Below are 13,732 nucleotides of genomic sequence, written 5' to 3' on the forward strand. Positions count from 1 at the left end.
CACAAAACAGTTTCTTTTTTATGCTTCACACTCATTTTGTTCAGTCTATTGAAAAAGTTTTAAAACCGGAACAGGCAGTGATAGACGGGCTTGTTACCCATATGGAATCCAAAACTTACAGAAAAGGAGATTTTTTGTTAAAAGCTGATGAAACCTGCCGGTATTTTTATTTTATTGAAAAGGGACTTGTAAAACTATTTTTTGACAATGGTGATAAAGATTTTATCATGACTTTTTTTGCAGAAAATGCTTTTTTCGCTGAGCTGAGCGGTTTTCTTACCGGACAGCCGTCAAAATACATGATCGTTGCCCTGGAACCTACTGAAGTCCTCCGCATACACAGAGATGTTATTGAAGGATTGTGTAAAAAATTTCATACGGCAGAAACACTTTTCAGCAAATTGTATTCAAAAGCTCCGGTCAATATGATGGGAAGGATCAGTGAAATGCTGGAAGATGACGGAAAAAAACGCTATCACAATTTCATGAAGCAAAGACCTGATCTTATCCAGCGCATCAGTCTTGGTGATCTGGCAGATTATATCGGAATCACTCAGGTTTCTTTAAGCAGAATAAGAGCACAGAAGTTTTAGAGAAAAGGAAGCTGGAGGCTGGAAGTGGGAAGCTATTGTAGACTGAATATATATCATCTACATAATAGTAACTTCCAGTATCCAGCTTCTATCCTCCAGCTTTTAAAATCTTTCCTTATAAAATTTATCATTTGTAAAAAAATTCAGGAAAATACAGTTCTACATTTGTCACATAATTAATCAAAAAACAAATATTATGTCACAAAGAATCAACGCATTTGCGATCGGAAACAAGGCTGTAAATGCACTTCACACCATGGGATTTCAGGTACAGAATTCATCACTGGACAATTCATTTCTTGAACTGATGTATTTCCGGGTTTCACAAATGAACGGATGTGCTTTTTGCCTGGATATGCATTCTAAAGAATTAAGAGCAAAAGGTGAAACAGAACAGAGAATATTTCTCGTAAGTGCCTGGAGAGAGTGTTCATTTTATACCGATAAGGAAAAGGCAGGACTGCTATGGGCTGAAACTTTAACGGCTTTAAATGGCAAGGAAGTGAATGATGATATTTATTCAAAGGTAAGTCATTACTATTCTGAAACTGAAATAGTGGATTTAACAATGGCCGTTATTGCCATCAACAGCTACAACAGAATTAATATTGCTTTCGGAGCAGATGTAGGGACTTATCAGGTTCCTGAAAAAGCGCATTAGACAATTGTTATTAAAATAAAAACTCAGCGGGCAAGCTGAGTTTTTTTATTTAATTTTCTTTAAAAGTATTCACCAGTTTATCGAGATTCAGACTGCGGGCTGATGCATCAAAGATCTCACGGTAAGTACCTTCTTTACTGTAAAGTTCATCATGAGTTCCATTTTCCACTACTCTTCCTTTTTTCATCACGTAAATAATATCGGAATCCAGAATCTGCGACAGGGAATGGGAAATGATAACCACGGTTCTTCCTTCTTTTATTGCATCCAAAGAATTCTTGATCTGTTCGGTGGCGATGGCATCAAGACTTGCTGTAGGTTCATCCAGAAAGATAATCGGGGGATTTTTAAGAAACAACCTGGCAATGGCAATCCTCTGCTGCTGTCCTCCGGAAAGCTGAGTAGCATCATGCTGGTATTGATCCGGAAGATCCATGATCTGTTCATGCAGATAAGCTTTCCTTCCAGCTTCCTGAATTTCTTCAAAACCTGCATTCATATCTCCATAGCGGATATTATCTTCTATACTTCCCTGAAAGATATGGTTTCTCTGAAGTACCAATCCAAGATCACTTCTCAGAAAAGTATTATCAAATTCATTAAGATTTACTCCGTCAAGAAGAATCTCTCCGGAATCCGGAAAATAAAATTTACACAAAAGATTAATCACCGTTGATTTTCCCGCACCGCTCAATCCTACTAAAGCTGTCGTTTTTCCGTTTTCAATTTTCATGGAAACATCATGTAAGGCTTTTGTTCCGTTGGGATAAGTAAAACCAACATTTTTCAATTCAAAAGTTCCTTTGATTTCTTTTTCCACAAAGGTTCCATTCGATTCGGTTTCGTTGTCTGCATTCAGGATATCAAAGTAGCCCTCAGCGTAGATCATGGCATCATTCATATCATCATAAATCCTGTGCAGCTGGCGGATAGGCGCAGAGACATTATTGAAAAGCATAATATGAAGCATGATCGCACCGATAGTCATTTGCTGATCAAGAACAAGATAAACGGTTAAAAGAATGATTAAAACTACTCCGAACTGCTCAATAAACGTTTTTAAACCATCATAAATAAAGTTGGTTCTTCTTGTGATCATCTGGCTTTCCATCAGTTCCATCTGAAGATCGTATTGTTTTTTTCCTTCAAACTTTTCACGGACAAAACTTTTAATGACCATAATGGAATTGATCAGATTCAGAAGTCCGGATGTCTTTTTTTCTCTCTGATTTCTAAGCTGGCGGCGCACTCCTCCAAGCTTTTTGGCCTGCAGAGAACTGATATAAAAATAAATCGGAACAATGATCGTTGAAACAAGTCCTACGTACACATTCTGCATATACATAATGATCAGCGCAATAATAGCGTTGGAAAAAAGCGGCAGAATATCAATAAAAAAATTCTGTACCAGTCTGGTTAAACTTTCTATACCACGGTCTATTCTGATCTGTAATTTTCCGGATTCATGGTTTTCATCATTAAAATAAGCAACTCTATAGGTTAAAATTTTATCAATGGCTGACTGAGCCAACACAGAACTTACATTGATCCTGATCTTTTCTCCATAAAATTTCTGTCCGAAATTGATAAAAATATTCAGCAGTTCTTTTCCCAGCAAAATAATTGAAATGATGATAAGAATATGAATACCCTCTGTCATCGGATGTGGAAGATGGGTTAGCTTGGTGACTTCATCTACTGTATATTTCAAAACAATAGGGTTTACCTGTGCTGCGAGGGCTCCCAGAAAAGTAAGAAACAGGGTTCCGTAAATCATTAATCGGTAAGGTCTGATAAAGGGGACAAGCTGTTTATAAATTCCGAACAAGGTGACTGTTCTGTTAAAAGGTTTAGCCATAGAAATCATTTTTAAATGAAAAACGTACCGCTTTCAAAAGAAAAAGGTACGTTTTATTATCATGTTCAGCAAATAAATGCTTTATATTTTATCCTTCAAATAGATAAGTTGTAAGGTAATGCAGTTCTTTTCTGCCAGCTTCTTTAGATTCCGCTTCTGCCTGCTCTAGAGAATATTGAGAATTGATTTCTTTTTTCTGGAAAACAAATGAGTTGTTGGCATTTTTATCTACCACATCATTAAAGATATGTTCAATTTCAGAGTTTGCTAATGAAGCAAAGCTGATGTCTTCAAAACCATACATCAGTCTCAGATCATCAAACTGTCTGAAGTTTTCATCTACAAATCCCTGTAACTGCGCTTTTGAATCAAAGTTTCCTGCCCAGATATTGTAAGCATATTTTTTCTTTTTAGGTTTATCCAAAATACTCTGATACACGAAGTTTTCACCAAGATATGCCTCTCTTACCTGCGGATCATTCGCAAGGTCTTCCGGAAGTCCTTCTTTCAGGATTTTTCCTTCAAACATAATATAGGTTTTGTTGGTAATGGCCAACGTCTGCTGTACGTTATGATCGGTAATCAGAATTCCAATATTTTTATCTACAAGACTTCTTACAATCTTCTGGATATCTTCAACGGCAATAGGGTCTACTCCCGCGAAAGGCTCATCCAAAAGAATAAAATTCGGGCTTGTAGCCAAACAGCGTGCGATTTCGGTTCTACGTCTCTCTCCTCCGGAAAGAAGATCTCCTCTGTTTTTACGGACATGCTGTAAAGAAAATTCTTCGATCAGTTCATCACATTTGATCTGCTGTTCACGCTTTGAAAGCTTGGTCAGCTGCAATACTCCCATAATATTTTCCTCTACAGACAATTTTCTGAAAACGGAAGCTTCCTGAGCAAGATATCCGATTCCCTTTTGGGCTCTTCGGTACATGGCATCCGTAGTAATCTCCTGTTTATCCAGGAAAATCTTTCCTGAAGTGGGCTTAACCAACCCTACGATCATATAAAACGATGTGGTTTTTCCTGCTCCGTTCGGACCCAGCAAACCAACAATTTCTCCCTGTTGAACCTGTACAGAAACGCCTTTTACAACTTTTTTAGGACCGTATTCCTTGATTAAGTTTTCTCCTCGTAAAATCATAGGGCAAATATATCAAAAATATAAACTTCACTTATATGTTAATATCAACTTGTTTATTTAAATATAAACTTGTTCACTTCCAAATCATTGTAACTTTTAACCATTTTAAACTACTTATCGTAAAACATCTCAATCAATTACAATCATTAAGAAATGGAAAATTACGGTTACACAAAAACAGAAAATGTACAAAACCAGCAAAACAGCGTCCCTTATCATTCGGAAAAGAAAATTCCTGCGGCATTATTGGGAATTCTTGTAGGCTGGCTGGCTTTAAATAAATTTTATCTTGGCTATACGAAAGAGGGAATCATTCAGCTGGTTCTGAATGTTGTTACTTTAGGAGCAGCTTCTGTCATTCCTTTTATTGAAGGTATTTTGTATCTTTTTATGAGTGATAAACAGTTTGATGATACCTACGTCTATGGGAAAAAAGGTTGGTTATAAAATAATAAACCACTCACCTGTCTGAAAATAAAATAGGCTGTTCTTATCTGAACAGCCTATTATTTTTTATTGAAATGATTAATCAGGTGGACAAGCTAAATGATTAATTGTACATGGATGCCAGATTCCCTTGCACCATGTTCCGCAATTTGGATCATCAATGATCACTTCTCCTCCTTTGATTTCCTTCAATTGATTTCTTTCAATCTTTTTAAGATTTCTCATAAATAAATTCTTTTGATGTTTTAATTATTTTCGTTTCTCGAAATTAGCTTTACTCAAAAGTATATTTTTTATGTACTCGAAAGTCTTCAATTCAGACCATTAACCTAACATTAACGTTGGTGTCCGGATCACAATTTTCTAACTGTTATTTATTCAAAAGGATAGCAGCTTCTTTTGCAAAATAAGTAAAGATCATGTCTGCTCCTGCTCTTTTGAAACAAGTCAGACTTTCAATGATCGTTCTGTCATTATCCAGCCAGCCGTTCTGTGCTGCCGCTTTTACCATTGCATATTCCCCGCTTACATTGTATACTGCGATCGGAAGATCAATGGCTTCACGTACTTTGGAAACAATATCCAGATAAGGAAGTCCCGGTTTGATCATGATAACATCCGCTCCTTCGTCAATATCTTTAAATACTTCATTCAATGCTTCACGTGTATTGTGGAAGTCCATCTGATATGTTTTTTTATCTTTCGGAATTTCCATATCATCTTTCGGAGCGCTGTCTAAAGCACTTCTGAAAGGTCCATAGAAAGAACTTGCATATTTGGCAGCATAGCTCACAATTCCTACATCTGTAAATCCGCTTTGTTCCAATGCCTCACGAATGACCTGTACTCTTCCATCCATCATATCACTTGGTGCCACAAGATCTGCTCCTGCTTCAGCGTGGGATACTGACATTCTTGCCAGTGCATCGTTGGTAGCATCATTGATCACTTTTCCGTTTTCAATAATTCCGTCGTGTCCATAAATTGAATAAGGATCCAGCGCTACATCCGGCATAATGATCATTCCCGGAACGGCATCTTTAATTGCTTTGATTGTACGCTGCATCAGTCCGTCATTGTTCCAGGCTTCTTTTCCTGTATTGTCTTTCAGATGTTCTGACACTTTCATGTACAAATTGACAGCTTTTACTCCCAAAGAAAATAATTCCTTACATTCCTTCACGGTTAAATCTATACTCCGCCTAAAAATCCCCGGCATAGACGGGATTGCCTCCTGCTTGTTTTCGCCCTCCATTACGAAGATCGGCATTACAAAATCATCAGTTGTAAGCACATTTTCTCTTACCAAACTTCTGATAGATTCATTAACTCTAAGTCTTCTATTTCTTGAATGTATCATTTTGGAATACTTTTTGAATAAGTTTCTACAAATTTAATATAAGTTCTACAAAAAACTATTGTATGAAATTATAGAATTTATTACATTTGTTATATATATTCGAGAAATTATAAATTTGATGAAAAAACTTTTACTTTTATTTCTATTTGTAGGCACTTTTGTTGGATTTTCCAACAATTTAAAAGCTCAGCTTAGAGAGCCGAGTTCCATCACTCAGAAAGCGGATGATGGGGTGTTGCTTGCTTATCCAAATCCTGCAAAGGATTTCCTTATCATTAAGGCAAAAGATTCTTCTTTAAGAATCAAAAGTGTGACTTTTTATTCTATTTTGGGTATGCAGGTCGCTAATTATACAGTGAATATGAATTCCGGTGAGATTAATATTGAAAAATTGAAACCCGGAAAGTACATGATCCGTTATATTTTAAGTGACAACACGCAGAAAGTTACTCAAATCGTGAAACAATAAATTACAATCCTGATAATCATCAGGATTTTTTCTTTTACATTAATTCTGTTTTAATATTTCCGTAACTTTCGGAATCTTTTTATACTAATTGTAAAAAGAATAATTTTAATGCTAAAAGCTGAACATATTAAAAAGACCTACAATGCCGGAAAAAAGGTCGCCCTGGATGATTTCAGCATCCATGTTCCAAAAGGTAGTATTTACGGCCTTTTAGGTCCCAACGGAGCCGGAAAAACTTCTTTTATCCGTATCATTAATCAAATTACTCAGGCAGATTCCGGAGATATCTTCATCAACGGACAAAAACTGAGCCCGGATCATATTAAAGACATCGGCTATATGCCCGAAGAAAGAGGATTGTATAAAAACATGAGTGTTGGCGATCAGATCCTATATTTCGGGGAACTGAAAGGAATGAGTAAGAACGATGCTCTGAATGAAGCCAAAAAATGGTTTGAAAAACTGAACATCGATCAATGGTGGAAGAAAAAACTTTCTGAACTTTCTAAAGGGATGGCACAAAAGATCCAGTTTGTAGTAACCGTTCTTCACAGACCTCATCTTTTGATTCTTGATGAACCTTTTTCAGGTTTTGATCCCGTAAATGCCAACTTAATCAAAGATCAGATCATTGATCTTAAAAATAACGGAACAACTATCATTCTTTCTACCCACAGAATGGAAAGTGTGGAGGAAATGTGTGATTATGTTGCTTTGATCAACAATTCTAAAAAAATCATTGACGGAAGGGTTTTTGACGTAAGGGAAAAATTCAAGAAAAATATTTTTGGGGTTACACTTTCTGAAGTCAGCAACGATCAGTTTGACCATTTCAAGAGTAAGTATGACATCTTCAATTTATCGAATGAAAATAATCTTGTTTCCTTTGACCTGAAAAATGAAGAGAGTCAAAATAATGTTCTTCTTGATCTAGTACAAGTGGGCAAAGTGAGATCATTCGATGAAAGAATACCTAGCATGAACGAAGTGTTTATTAATGCTGTAAGTAACCATCCCTAATTTATGAATAATATTTTTTTAATTACCAAGAGAGAATTTCTTACACAGGTTAAGAAAAAATCCTTCATCATATTAACGCTGCTTGCCCCCATAATGATTATTGCTTTCGGAGCTGTAGTAGGATTAATGTTTAAGGCTAATGAGTCACACAGCATTATAGAAGTGGTTGATAAGAGCGGATTGTTTATGAATCAACTGAAATCTAATGATAAATTAAATTACGTTTTTGTTTCTGCCGCAGATGAAAAATCAAAGATTAACAATTTAAAAGGAAATGAATCCCTGGATGGTATTCTGATTCTTCCGGAATTGAAAAATCAGAATTTCGATGCGCTTGAAAAAGAGACAAGACTGGTAATCAACAGTAAAATAGGATTCGACACAAAGCAGCAAATTGTTTCTGATATCAGCAATGTTGTTAAAAAAGAAAAAATCAAACAGCTGGGCATTCAGGAGACTCAGTTAATTGATCTTGATAAAAGCTTCACATTAAAGACCATTAATGTAACGGATAATAATAAAGAGGATTCTGATCTTGCCTTCGGGGTTAAATCCGGGCTGAGCATGATCCTGATGTATGTTACCTTTATGTTTATCATTATTTATGGGGTAAGGGTAATGCGAAGTGTACTTGAGGAAAAGAACAACCGTGTTGTGGAGATTATTATTTCTTCCGTAAAACCTTTTGAACTGATGATGGGGAAGATTCTGGGGGTAACCATGGTTGCACTGACTCAGTTTCTGATCTGGATCACAATGTCTGTCATCGGAGCATTAGTTCTGAATACAGGCTTCTCACCTCTTCAGAAAAATATCCCGGGTGGAAATAATGAGATTGCGAGTAAACTGGATGTGGGGCAGCTTGCTACCCAGATTTCTCACAGTTTGCTGGAACTTAATTTCCCACTGATCATTTTTGTATTCATCGTTTTCTTCCTTCTAGGATATATTTTTTACAGTTCTATTTATGCAGCAATCGGTTCTGCAGTAGATAACGAAACAGAGACACAGCAATTTACTTTATTTGCAATTTTACCCTTAACCTTGGGGATGTATGGAAGTTTTACTTTGATGAACAATCCTGATGGGCCATTAGGCTTCTGGCTGTCAATCATTCCGTTTACTTCACCGGTTGCGATGATTGCAAGAATCCCATTTGGAGTTCCTGCATGGCAGATTGCATTGTCTATTGCATTATTATTGGTAACAACTGTTTTTATGATCTTCCTGGCCGGAAAAATCTATCGTGTAGGTATTTTGATGTACGGTAATAAAGCTACTTTAAAAGAGCTTTGGAAGTGGATTAAAGGATAATCACCAAAAGGCTGAAAAATAAAGATTACAGATCAATCTGTTTATAATTTAGGTAATTATATACTTCTTTACACAAGCAGATTAATCCTTTTTAGGAAATATCTGCTTGATTGTTTTATCAAATTCTGTAATAATATATACATAATCAGCTTTAATTAAAGCTATATCATCTAAATATACTATTTTACTTGTATCAACTTTTAGTTCAGGATGATTTTCTTTTATGTCCTGAACATCAAAATACTCAATGTCATTTACTATAACATTTTTCACTCCTTCTCTTTTTAGTTTTGTACTTAACATAGTTCTTTGTATTTAGTTCGGACATTTGAATTATACAACAAATATCTGAATTTTTCTTGGTCTGAGACCTTTCTCAAGTTAAATCTATATACAAACTCATCAACATATTTCTGAAGGTGCTTTCTTGAAACATGATTATACATTCCTGAAACACTTTTCTTTAAAATATTCCAACTTCCTTCTATGTTATTTGTATGTATAGAGTTGTCTTGTAAACTTACATACTCTTTTTTAGAATGATCTATTATTTTATGATCGTAATATTTGTTTAAGCCTGTATATCCCCACCATTCATCACTTATTAGGACTGTTGTTTCAGGATTTACATATCTACAAATTAATGGTTGAATACTGTTTCTCTTTGTATCAGCAACAACATAAGCATTCATCTTGCCATCTCTCTGAAGCATTCCCATTACAGGTGTTTTATCCTTAAAACTACGTCCTTGAGAGTTTTTAACCTTCTTATCTTTATGTCTATTTTTATTCTTACCTCCAATAAACGTTTCATCACATTCAACAACACCTTCTAATTCATTGTTATTCTCTATTCCAAAACAGGCTCTAATCCTTTGTAACATGAACCAAGCTGTTTTCTGTGTTACTCCTACATCTTTTGATAACTGGATTGAACTTATTCCTTTCTTATGAGAAGTAACCAACCAAATAGCTAAGAACCATTTTCTAAGACTGATTTTAGAATTCTCAAACATGGTTCCTGTTTTAGCATTAAAATACTTACCAGTGTTTTTACATCTGTATCTATTCTTACTACATTTATAAACTCGTGATAGTGAATTAAAAGGACTTTCAACAATTCCTCCCCATCTTAAATCTTCTAAATAATCAATACATATTTGTTCTGTTGAAAATGTGTTCATCAATTCAAAAACTGACTTTATATTGGTGTTTAACATTTTGATTTTATTAAAGTTACATTAATTTACGAATTATTTCGGTTGGTCTATTTTGTCAAAAATGTTTGTGGTATATTTGCAAAAACGTAGTGTTTTAGGAGGTAATTTTTAAATAAGATTCTCAATGAAAATCAAAATCAAAATACCTCCTCGCTTGATAAAAGCGTTATGTAAAACAATTATTAAGTACTCTGTACATTTTATCCTGAAATATGCTTTCGAGCATTTCAGCCTATGGGACTGGATTACTGGTCAATAATAAAAAATGAGAGAGTTAAAAGAAATGATGCTCTCTCATTTCCATAGGGAAAGAGGTTTCTTTCTCCTCCTAAAAGCACTACAATGATTTCTTTCTTATAAGGCAGAGTTAACGCTCTGCTTTTCTTTTTCACAAATCTTTTCCATATTTTTGCTAAACTTTAACGATTAAAAGAAGCTGTTAGCTTTTTATTCTGTCAGTAGGAATCTGGTAAATTCAATTGAAGTACAGAATAAATAAGGCAACCGCATCCTATATGGGTGTGGGTTTTGTCTTATTTGTACTTCAAGGTTTACCAGAACCTCTACTGTCAAATAAGAGTTACAAACTCACACCTTCTTTATTTTATATAACTACACTTTTGAGTTTGGAGTGAATTAAATTTCACAATCATGAAACAATACGATGAAACAGAGTTTACTTTAATCACTCATGGAGATATGGAAACTTATCGATGGTTAATTAAAGAGAATATCAGGCGTAATAGAAGGAATGGTATAATTGCGAATGTTGTTATTTATACCTTTGTTGCTGTTATTGCTATTACAGTTATAGTTCTTGTGACTAAAGATATTTTCTTTGAAAATATGCCGTGGTAATTACTATCTTTGAAAAAGGAAGCTAATATTTCTATTGATGATGAACATAACCCTCCGAGGTAGTTTGTTCGATTGTTAAGAGTGATTCTAACAATACTTGATGATTCATAGAAATTTAGCTTCTCTTTTATTTTGTGTAAAGTTGTATGTAGTTACCATAATTTATAATAAAAAAATCCCGGAAACTTAGTTTCCGGGATTTTTTATATTCTGAGATATTCTATTTGAATATATAGCTTAAGGTAAGTGCAATTACCTGTTCTGATTTTTTCTTATCACTTCCTCCTTTTTCTTTTACAAGACCAGGGTAAGTATCAGAAAGTCCTAAATCATATTTTAAAGCTACTTCGAGTTGTCTCTTATAGCTATATCCTACGCCTAGTCCAAGTCCCCAGTTAAAGCTTTTTGCTTTTCCGTCTACTCCTGGTTGTGTAGGATCAGTAACGTCCGGATCATAATAAGGTCTTCCTACAGGAGGATTCTTTACGTCCTGACTTACTAAAAAGTTAAATCTAGGTCCAATCAATCCAAAGAATTCTGATTCAGCTTCTGAAAAGTATCCTTTGAAATAAAGTGGTACACTCAGATAGTTATTTGCATATACTGCATCGTAACCATCTTTTCCTTTAGCATCTTTATCTTTTCCGGTTTCTCCTGCACCATAGTACAGAACTTCGGGTTGGATAAAGAATTGGTTTGCCTTCCCTACGGGGATCAAAGCCAAAGCTCCACCTTGGAAGGTATATCTTGGGCCAGAGGGATTGTGGGCATTTGCTACTCTTGAGTAGTTTAAACCTGCAGTAAGACCGAATCTTGTATTATTCCATTGCACCTGTGCAAAAGATAATGCAGACAGCGTCAAAGCTGAGGCTAATAAAAGTTTTTTCATATGGTGTGGTTTTATATTATCCTAGAATTTTTGCTACAGTAGCACCAATGTCAGCAGGAGAATCTACAACGTTGATACCGTTTTCTCTCATGATTTCCATTTTAGCCTGAGCTGTATCTTCATCACCACCTACGATAGCACCTGCGTGCCCCATAGTTCTTCCTTTTGGAGCAGTTTGTCCAGCGATGAATCCTACAACCGGTTTAGTAGACCCGCTTGCTTTGTACCATCTTGCAGCTTCAGCTTCAAGACCTCCACCGATTTCACCGATCATTACAACAGCTTCAGTTTCAGGATCGTTGATGAATAATTCTAATGCCTCTCTTGTCGTTGTTCCAATAATTGGGTCACCACCGATACCGATAGCAGTAGAAATACCGTAACCTGCTCTTACTACCTGGTCAGCAGCTTCGTAAGTAAGGGTACCTGATTTTGAAACGATACCTACTTTACCTTTTTTGAAAACGAAACCTGGCATAATACCAATTTTAGCTTCTTCAGAAGTAATGATTCCAGGGCAGTTTGGTCCGATTAATCTGCAGTCTCTGTCAGCAATATAAGATTTTACTTTTACCATATCAGCTACAGGAATACCTTCAGTAATACATACAATCACTTTGATACCTGCTTCAGCAGCTTCCATGATAGCATCTGCTGCAAATGCCGGTGGTACGAAAATAATACTTACGTTTGCTCCTGCTTTTTCAACAGCATCAGCCACTGTATTAAATACCGGTTTTCCTAAGTGCTCGCTACCTCCTTTTCCTGGAGTAACACCACCTACTACATTTGTTCCGTATTCAATCATCTGACCAGCGTGGAAAGTTCCTTCGTTCCCTGTAAATCCTTGTACAATTACTTTAGAATCTTTGTTTACTAAAATTGACATTTTATTGTTGTTTTAATTTATTTATTATTTTATTAATGCTCACAAATTTACTTAAATTTCTTTGATTTTGGATAAAACCTTTGGAATAGTTTATTTGAGATTTCTCAGCTTTACTTCTTTTTTCAGATAAGTTTTGAAATCTTCTGCAAACATCCCAATATAGGTACCTTTTTCAAGATCTCTGTTTACTCCGGTTTTTCCTAAAATTACAGATCCTGCCTCAATTTTATTACCGGAAGCAATGCCTACCTGTCCCCATAATGTCACCTCATCTCCAATGATGCAGCATCCAGCAATTCCTACCTGAGACGCAATAAGACATTTTTTCCCGATAACGGTATCATGTCCTATCTGAATCTGGTTATCCAGAACAGAACCTTCTCCAATGAGGGTAGAATCCGTAACCCCTCTGTCAATGGTACATCCATTTCCGATCTCCACATTGTTTTCGATGATAACATTTCCTACAGAAATCAGACGGTCAAAATTTCCATTTAATTTTCTGTAATAAAACGCATCACCTCCTAAAACTGTGTTGGACTGGATAACAACATTATCCCCGATTTCGGTACGGTCTCCTATCACAACATTTGGGAAGATAAGGGTATTTTTTCCGATTTTCACATTGTTCCCGATTACTGCAGAATGGTGGATTTTTGTGCCTTCTCCTATTTCAACATCGTGAAGTTCTTCTGTGAAATTATAGATTCTGGTAAAATGAGTATTGATTTTATTAAAGTCTCTGAAAGGATCATCAGAAACCAAAAGCGCTTTGCCTTCCGGGCACTCTACTTCTTTATCAATTAAAATAATAGTGGCTGCAGAGTTTAGTGCTTTGTCATAATATTTAGGGTGGTTCACAAAAACGATATCACCTGGCTTTACCATATGAATTTCATTGGTTCCCAATACTTCAAAGTCTTCTGGCCCAACAAATGCTGAGCCTATTAAATCTGCAATCGTTTTAAGCTTTTGCGGAGAATGGAATCTCATAACAATAGATT

The 13,732-nt window shown here is 35.6% G+C and carries 16 protein-coding genes and 1 pseudogene; 7 read left to right on the forward strand and 10 right to left on the reverse strand.

Translation table 11 applies throughout. The features are described from left to right. The first annotated feature begins 20 nt into the window (after positions 1-20). Both ACTJIP_RS03770 and ACTJIP_RS03775 read left to right on the forward strand, forming a co-directional pair. Positions 21-593, forward strand: a complete 573-nt coding sequence (locus ACTJIP_RS03770; RefSeq protein WP_428169192.1) for a Crp/Fnr family transcriptional regulator — start codon at positions 21-23, stop codon at positions 591-593. A 196-nt stretch (positions 594-789) separates the two neighbouring features. Beyond that, positions 790-1,254, forward strand: a complete 465-nt coding sequence (locus ACTJIP_RS03775) for a carboxymuconolactone decarboxylase family protein (RefSeq protein WP_077419260.1) — start codon at positions 790-792, stop codon at positions 1,252-1,254. Between the two features lie 49 nt (positions 1,255-1,303). Here the strand turns inward: ACTJIP_RS03775 and ACTJIP_RS03780 are convergent, their stop codons facing one another. After that, positions 1,304-3,031: an ABC transporter ATP-binding protein gene (locus ACTJIP_RS03780; protein ID WP_440704231.1), complete on the reverse strand. Its 1,728-nt coding sequence runs from the start codon at positions 3,029-3,031 to the stop codon at positions 1,304-1,306. 505 nt (positions 3,032-3,536) lie between these two features. After that, positions 3,537-4,262 (reverse strand): annotated as a pseudogene (lptB, locus tag ACTJIP_RS03785) (LPS export ABC transporter ATP-binding protein); the annotation flags it as partial. 153 nt (positions 4,263-4,415) lie between these two features. Between lptB and ACTJIP_RS03790 the strand changes: the two are divergent. Beyond that, entirely contained in the window at positions 4,416-4,709 is a 294-nt protein-coding gene (locus tag ACTJIP_RS03790) for a TM2 domain-containing protein (RefSeq protein ID WP_077419258.1), read from the forward strand. Positions 4,710-4,787: 78 nt separating this feature from the next. On the opposite strand, the gene ACTJIP_RS03795 is transcribed toward ACTJIP_RS03790, so the two are convergent. Both ACTJIP_RS03795 and hemB read right to left on the reverse strand, forming a co-directional pair. Continuing rightward, a complete protein-coding gene (locus tag ACTJIP_RS03795; protein WP_156118482.1) occupies positions 4,788-4,934 on the reverse strand; it encodes a bacteriocin-like protein in 147 nt (48 codons plus the stop codon). Between the two features lie 145 nt (positions 4,935-5,079). Further along, positions 5,080-6,069: a porphobilinogen synthase gene (hemB, locus tag ACTJIP_RS03800; RefSeq protein ID WP_077419257.1), complete on the reverse strand. Its 990-nt coding sequence runs from the start codon at positions 6,067-6,069 to the stop codon at positions 5,080-5,082. A gap of 118 nt (positions 6,070-6,187) precedes the next feature. Between hemB and ACTJIP_RS03805 the strand changes: the two genes are divergently transcribed. From ACTJIP_RS03805 to ACTJIP_RS03815, 3 genes are all read left to right on the forward strand, one after another. Next, positions 6,188-6,538, forward strand: a complete 351-nt coding sequence (locus ACTJIP_RS03805; RefSeq protein ID WP_047378731.1) for a T9SS type A sorting domain-containing protein — start codon at positions 6,188-6,190, stop codon at positions 6,536-6,538. 108 nt (positions 6,539-6,646) lie between these two features. After that, positions 6,647-7,558, forward strand: coding sequence for an ABC transporter ATP-binding protein (locus ACTJIP_RS03810; protein WP_077419256.1), 912 nt, complete (start codon positions 6,647-6,649; stop codon positions 7,556-7,558). Between the two features lie 3 nt (positions 7,559-7,561). Next, positions 7,562-8,872, forward strand: coding sequence for an ABC transporter permease (locus ACTJIP_RS03815; RefSeq protein ID WP_077419255.1), 1,311 nt, complete (start codon positions 7,562-7,564; stop codon positions 8,870-8,872). A gap of 81 nt (positions 8,873-8,953) precedes the next feature. On the opposite strand, the gene ACTJIP_RS03820 is transcribed toward ACTJIP_RS03815, so the two are convergent. The 3 genes from ACTJIP_RS03820 to ACTJIP_RS03830 form a co-directional block, all read right to left on the reverse strand. Next, positions 8,954-9,175, reverse strand: a complete 222-nt coding sequence (locus ACTJIP_RS03820) for a hypothetical protein (RefSeq protein ID WP_440704135.1) — start codon at positions 9,173-9,175, stop codon at positions 8,954-8,956. Further along, the gene (locus ACTJIP_RS03825) at positions 9,169-10,092 is read right to left on the reverse strand and encodes an IS1595 family transposase (RefSeq protein ID WP_440704136.1); all 924 of its coding nucleotides are present in this window, start codon (positions 10,090-10,092) and stop codon (positions 9,169-9,171) included. Before ACTJIP_RS03825 ends, ACTJIP_RS03820 begins: the two co-directional genes overlap by 7 nt. Positions 10,093-10,337: 245 nt before the next feature. Further along, entirely contained in the window at positions 10,338-10,484 is a 147-nt protein-coding gene (locus ACTJIP_RS03830) for a hypothetical protein (RefSeq protein WP_440704137.1), read from the reverse strand. Positions 10,485-10,743: 259 nt separating this feature from the next. Between ACTJIP_RS03830 and ACTJIP_RS03835 the strand changes: the two genes are divergently transcribed. Continuing rightward, the gene (locus tag ACTJIP_RS03835) at positions 10,744-10,950 is read left to right on the forward strand and encodes a hypothetical protein (RefSeq protein WP_440704138.1); all 207 of its coding nucleotides are present in this window, start codon (positions 10,744-10,746) and stop codon (positions 10,948-10,950) included. A gap of 220 nt (positions 10,951-11,170) precedes the next feature. On the opposite strand, the gene ACTJIP_RS03840 is transcribed toward ACTJIP_RS03835, so the two are convergent. The 3 genes from ACTJIP_RS03840 to ACTJIP_RS03850 form a co-directional block, all read right to left on the reverse strand. Continuing rightward, complete coding sequence (locus tag ACTJIP_RS03840) at positions 11,171-11,839, reverse strand: porin family protein (protein ID WP_077419254.1); 669 nt, start codon at positions 11,837-11,839, stop codon at positions 11,171-11,173. 16 nt (positions 11,840-11,855) lie between these two features. Beyond that, positions 11,856-12,728 carry a succinate--CoA ligase subunit alpha gene (gene sucD, locus ACTJIP_RS03845; RefSeq protein ID WP_077419253.1) on the reverse strand — a complete coding sequence of 291 codons (873 nt, stop codon included), beginning with the start codon at positions 12,726-12,728 and terminating at the stop codon, positions 11,856-11,858. Positions 12,729-12,818: 90 nt separating this feature from the next. Continuing rightward, the gene (locus tag ACTJIP_RS03850) at positions 12,819-13,721 is read right to left on the reverse strand and encodes a UDP-3-O-(3-hydroxymyristoyl)glucosamine N-acyltransferase (protein WP_440704139.1); all 903 of its coding nucleotides are present in this window, start codon (positions 13,719-13,721) and stop codon (positions 12,819-12,821) included. Positions 13,722-13,732: the final 11 nt, after the last annotated feature.

It is taken from the genome of Chryseobacterium sp. 22543, assembly GCF_052044565.1.
Classification (GTDB): Bacteria; Bacteroidota; Bacteroidia; order Flavobacteriales; family Weeksellaceae; genus Chryseobacterium.

What these genes read in the sequence shown, in the direction of transcription:
- ACTJIP_RS03850 (WP_440704139.1), bottom strand. Translation starts at nt 13,721, where the DNA reads ATGAGATTCCATTCTCCGCAAAAGCTTAAAACGATTGCAGATTTAATA.
- ACTJIP_RS03805 (WP_047378731.1), top strand. Translation starts at nt 6,188, where the DNA reads ATGAAAAAACTTTTACTTTTATTTCTATTTGTAGGCACTTTTGTTGGA.
- ACTJIP_RS03810 (WP_077419256.1), top strand. Translation starts at nt 6,647, where the DNA reads ATGCTAAAAGCTGAACATATTAAAAAGACCTACAATGCCGGAAAAAAG.
- sucD (WP_077419253.1), bottom strand. Translation starts at nt 12,728, where the DNA reads ATGTCAATTTTAGTAAACAAAGATTCTAAAGTAATTGTACAAGGATTT.
- ACTJIP_RS03790 (WP_077419258.1), top strand. Translation starts at nt 4,416, where the DNA reads ATGGAAAATTACGGTTACACAAAAACAGAAAATGTACAAAACCAGCAA.
- ACTJIP_RS03840 (WP_077419254.1), bottom strand. Translation starts at nt 11,839, where the DNA reads ATGAAAAAACTTTTATTAGCCTCAGCTTTGACGCTGTCTGCATTATCT.
- ACTJIP_RS03835 (WP_440704138.1), top strand. Translation starts at nt 10,744, where the DNA reads ATGAAACAATACGATGAAACAGAGTTTACTTTAATCACTCATGGAGAT.
- ACTJIP_RS03770 (WP_428169192.1), top strand. Translation starts at nt 21, where the DNA reads ATGCTTCACACTCATTTTGTTCAGTCTATTGAAAAAGTTTTAAAACCG.
- ACTJIP_RS03815 (WP_077419255.1), top strand. Translation starts at nt 7,562, where the DNA reads ATGAATAATATTTTTTTAATTACCAAGAGAGAATTTCTTACACAGGTT.
- ACTJIP_RS03820 (WP_440704135.1), bottom strand. Translation starts at nt 9,175, where the DNA reads ATGTTAAGTACAAAACTAAAAAGAGAAGGAGTGAAAAATGTTATAGTA.
- ACTJIP_RS03780 (WP_440704231.1), bottom strand. Translation starts at nt 3,031, where the DNA reads ATGATTTACGGAACCCTGTTTCTTACTTTTCTGGGAGCCCTCGCAGCA.
- ACTJIP_RS03825 (WP_440704136.1), bottom strand. Translation starts at nt 10,092, where the DNA reads ATGTTAAACACCAATATAAAGTCAGTTTTTGAATTGATGAACACATTT.
- ACTJIP_RS03775 (WP_077419260.1), top strand. Translation starts at nt 790, where the DNA reads ATGTCACAAAGAATCAACGCATTTGCGATCGGAAACAAGGCTGTAAAT.
- ACTJIP_RS03795 (WP_156118482.1), bottom strand. Translation starts at nt 4,934, where the DNA reads ATGAGAAATCTTAAAAAGATTGAAAGAAATCAATTGAAGGAAATCAAA.
- hemB (WP_077419257.1), bottom strand. Translation starts at nt 6,069, where the DNA reads ATGATACATTCAAGAAATAGAAGACTTAGAGTTAATGAATCTATCAGA.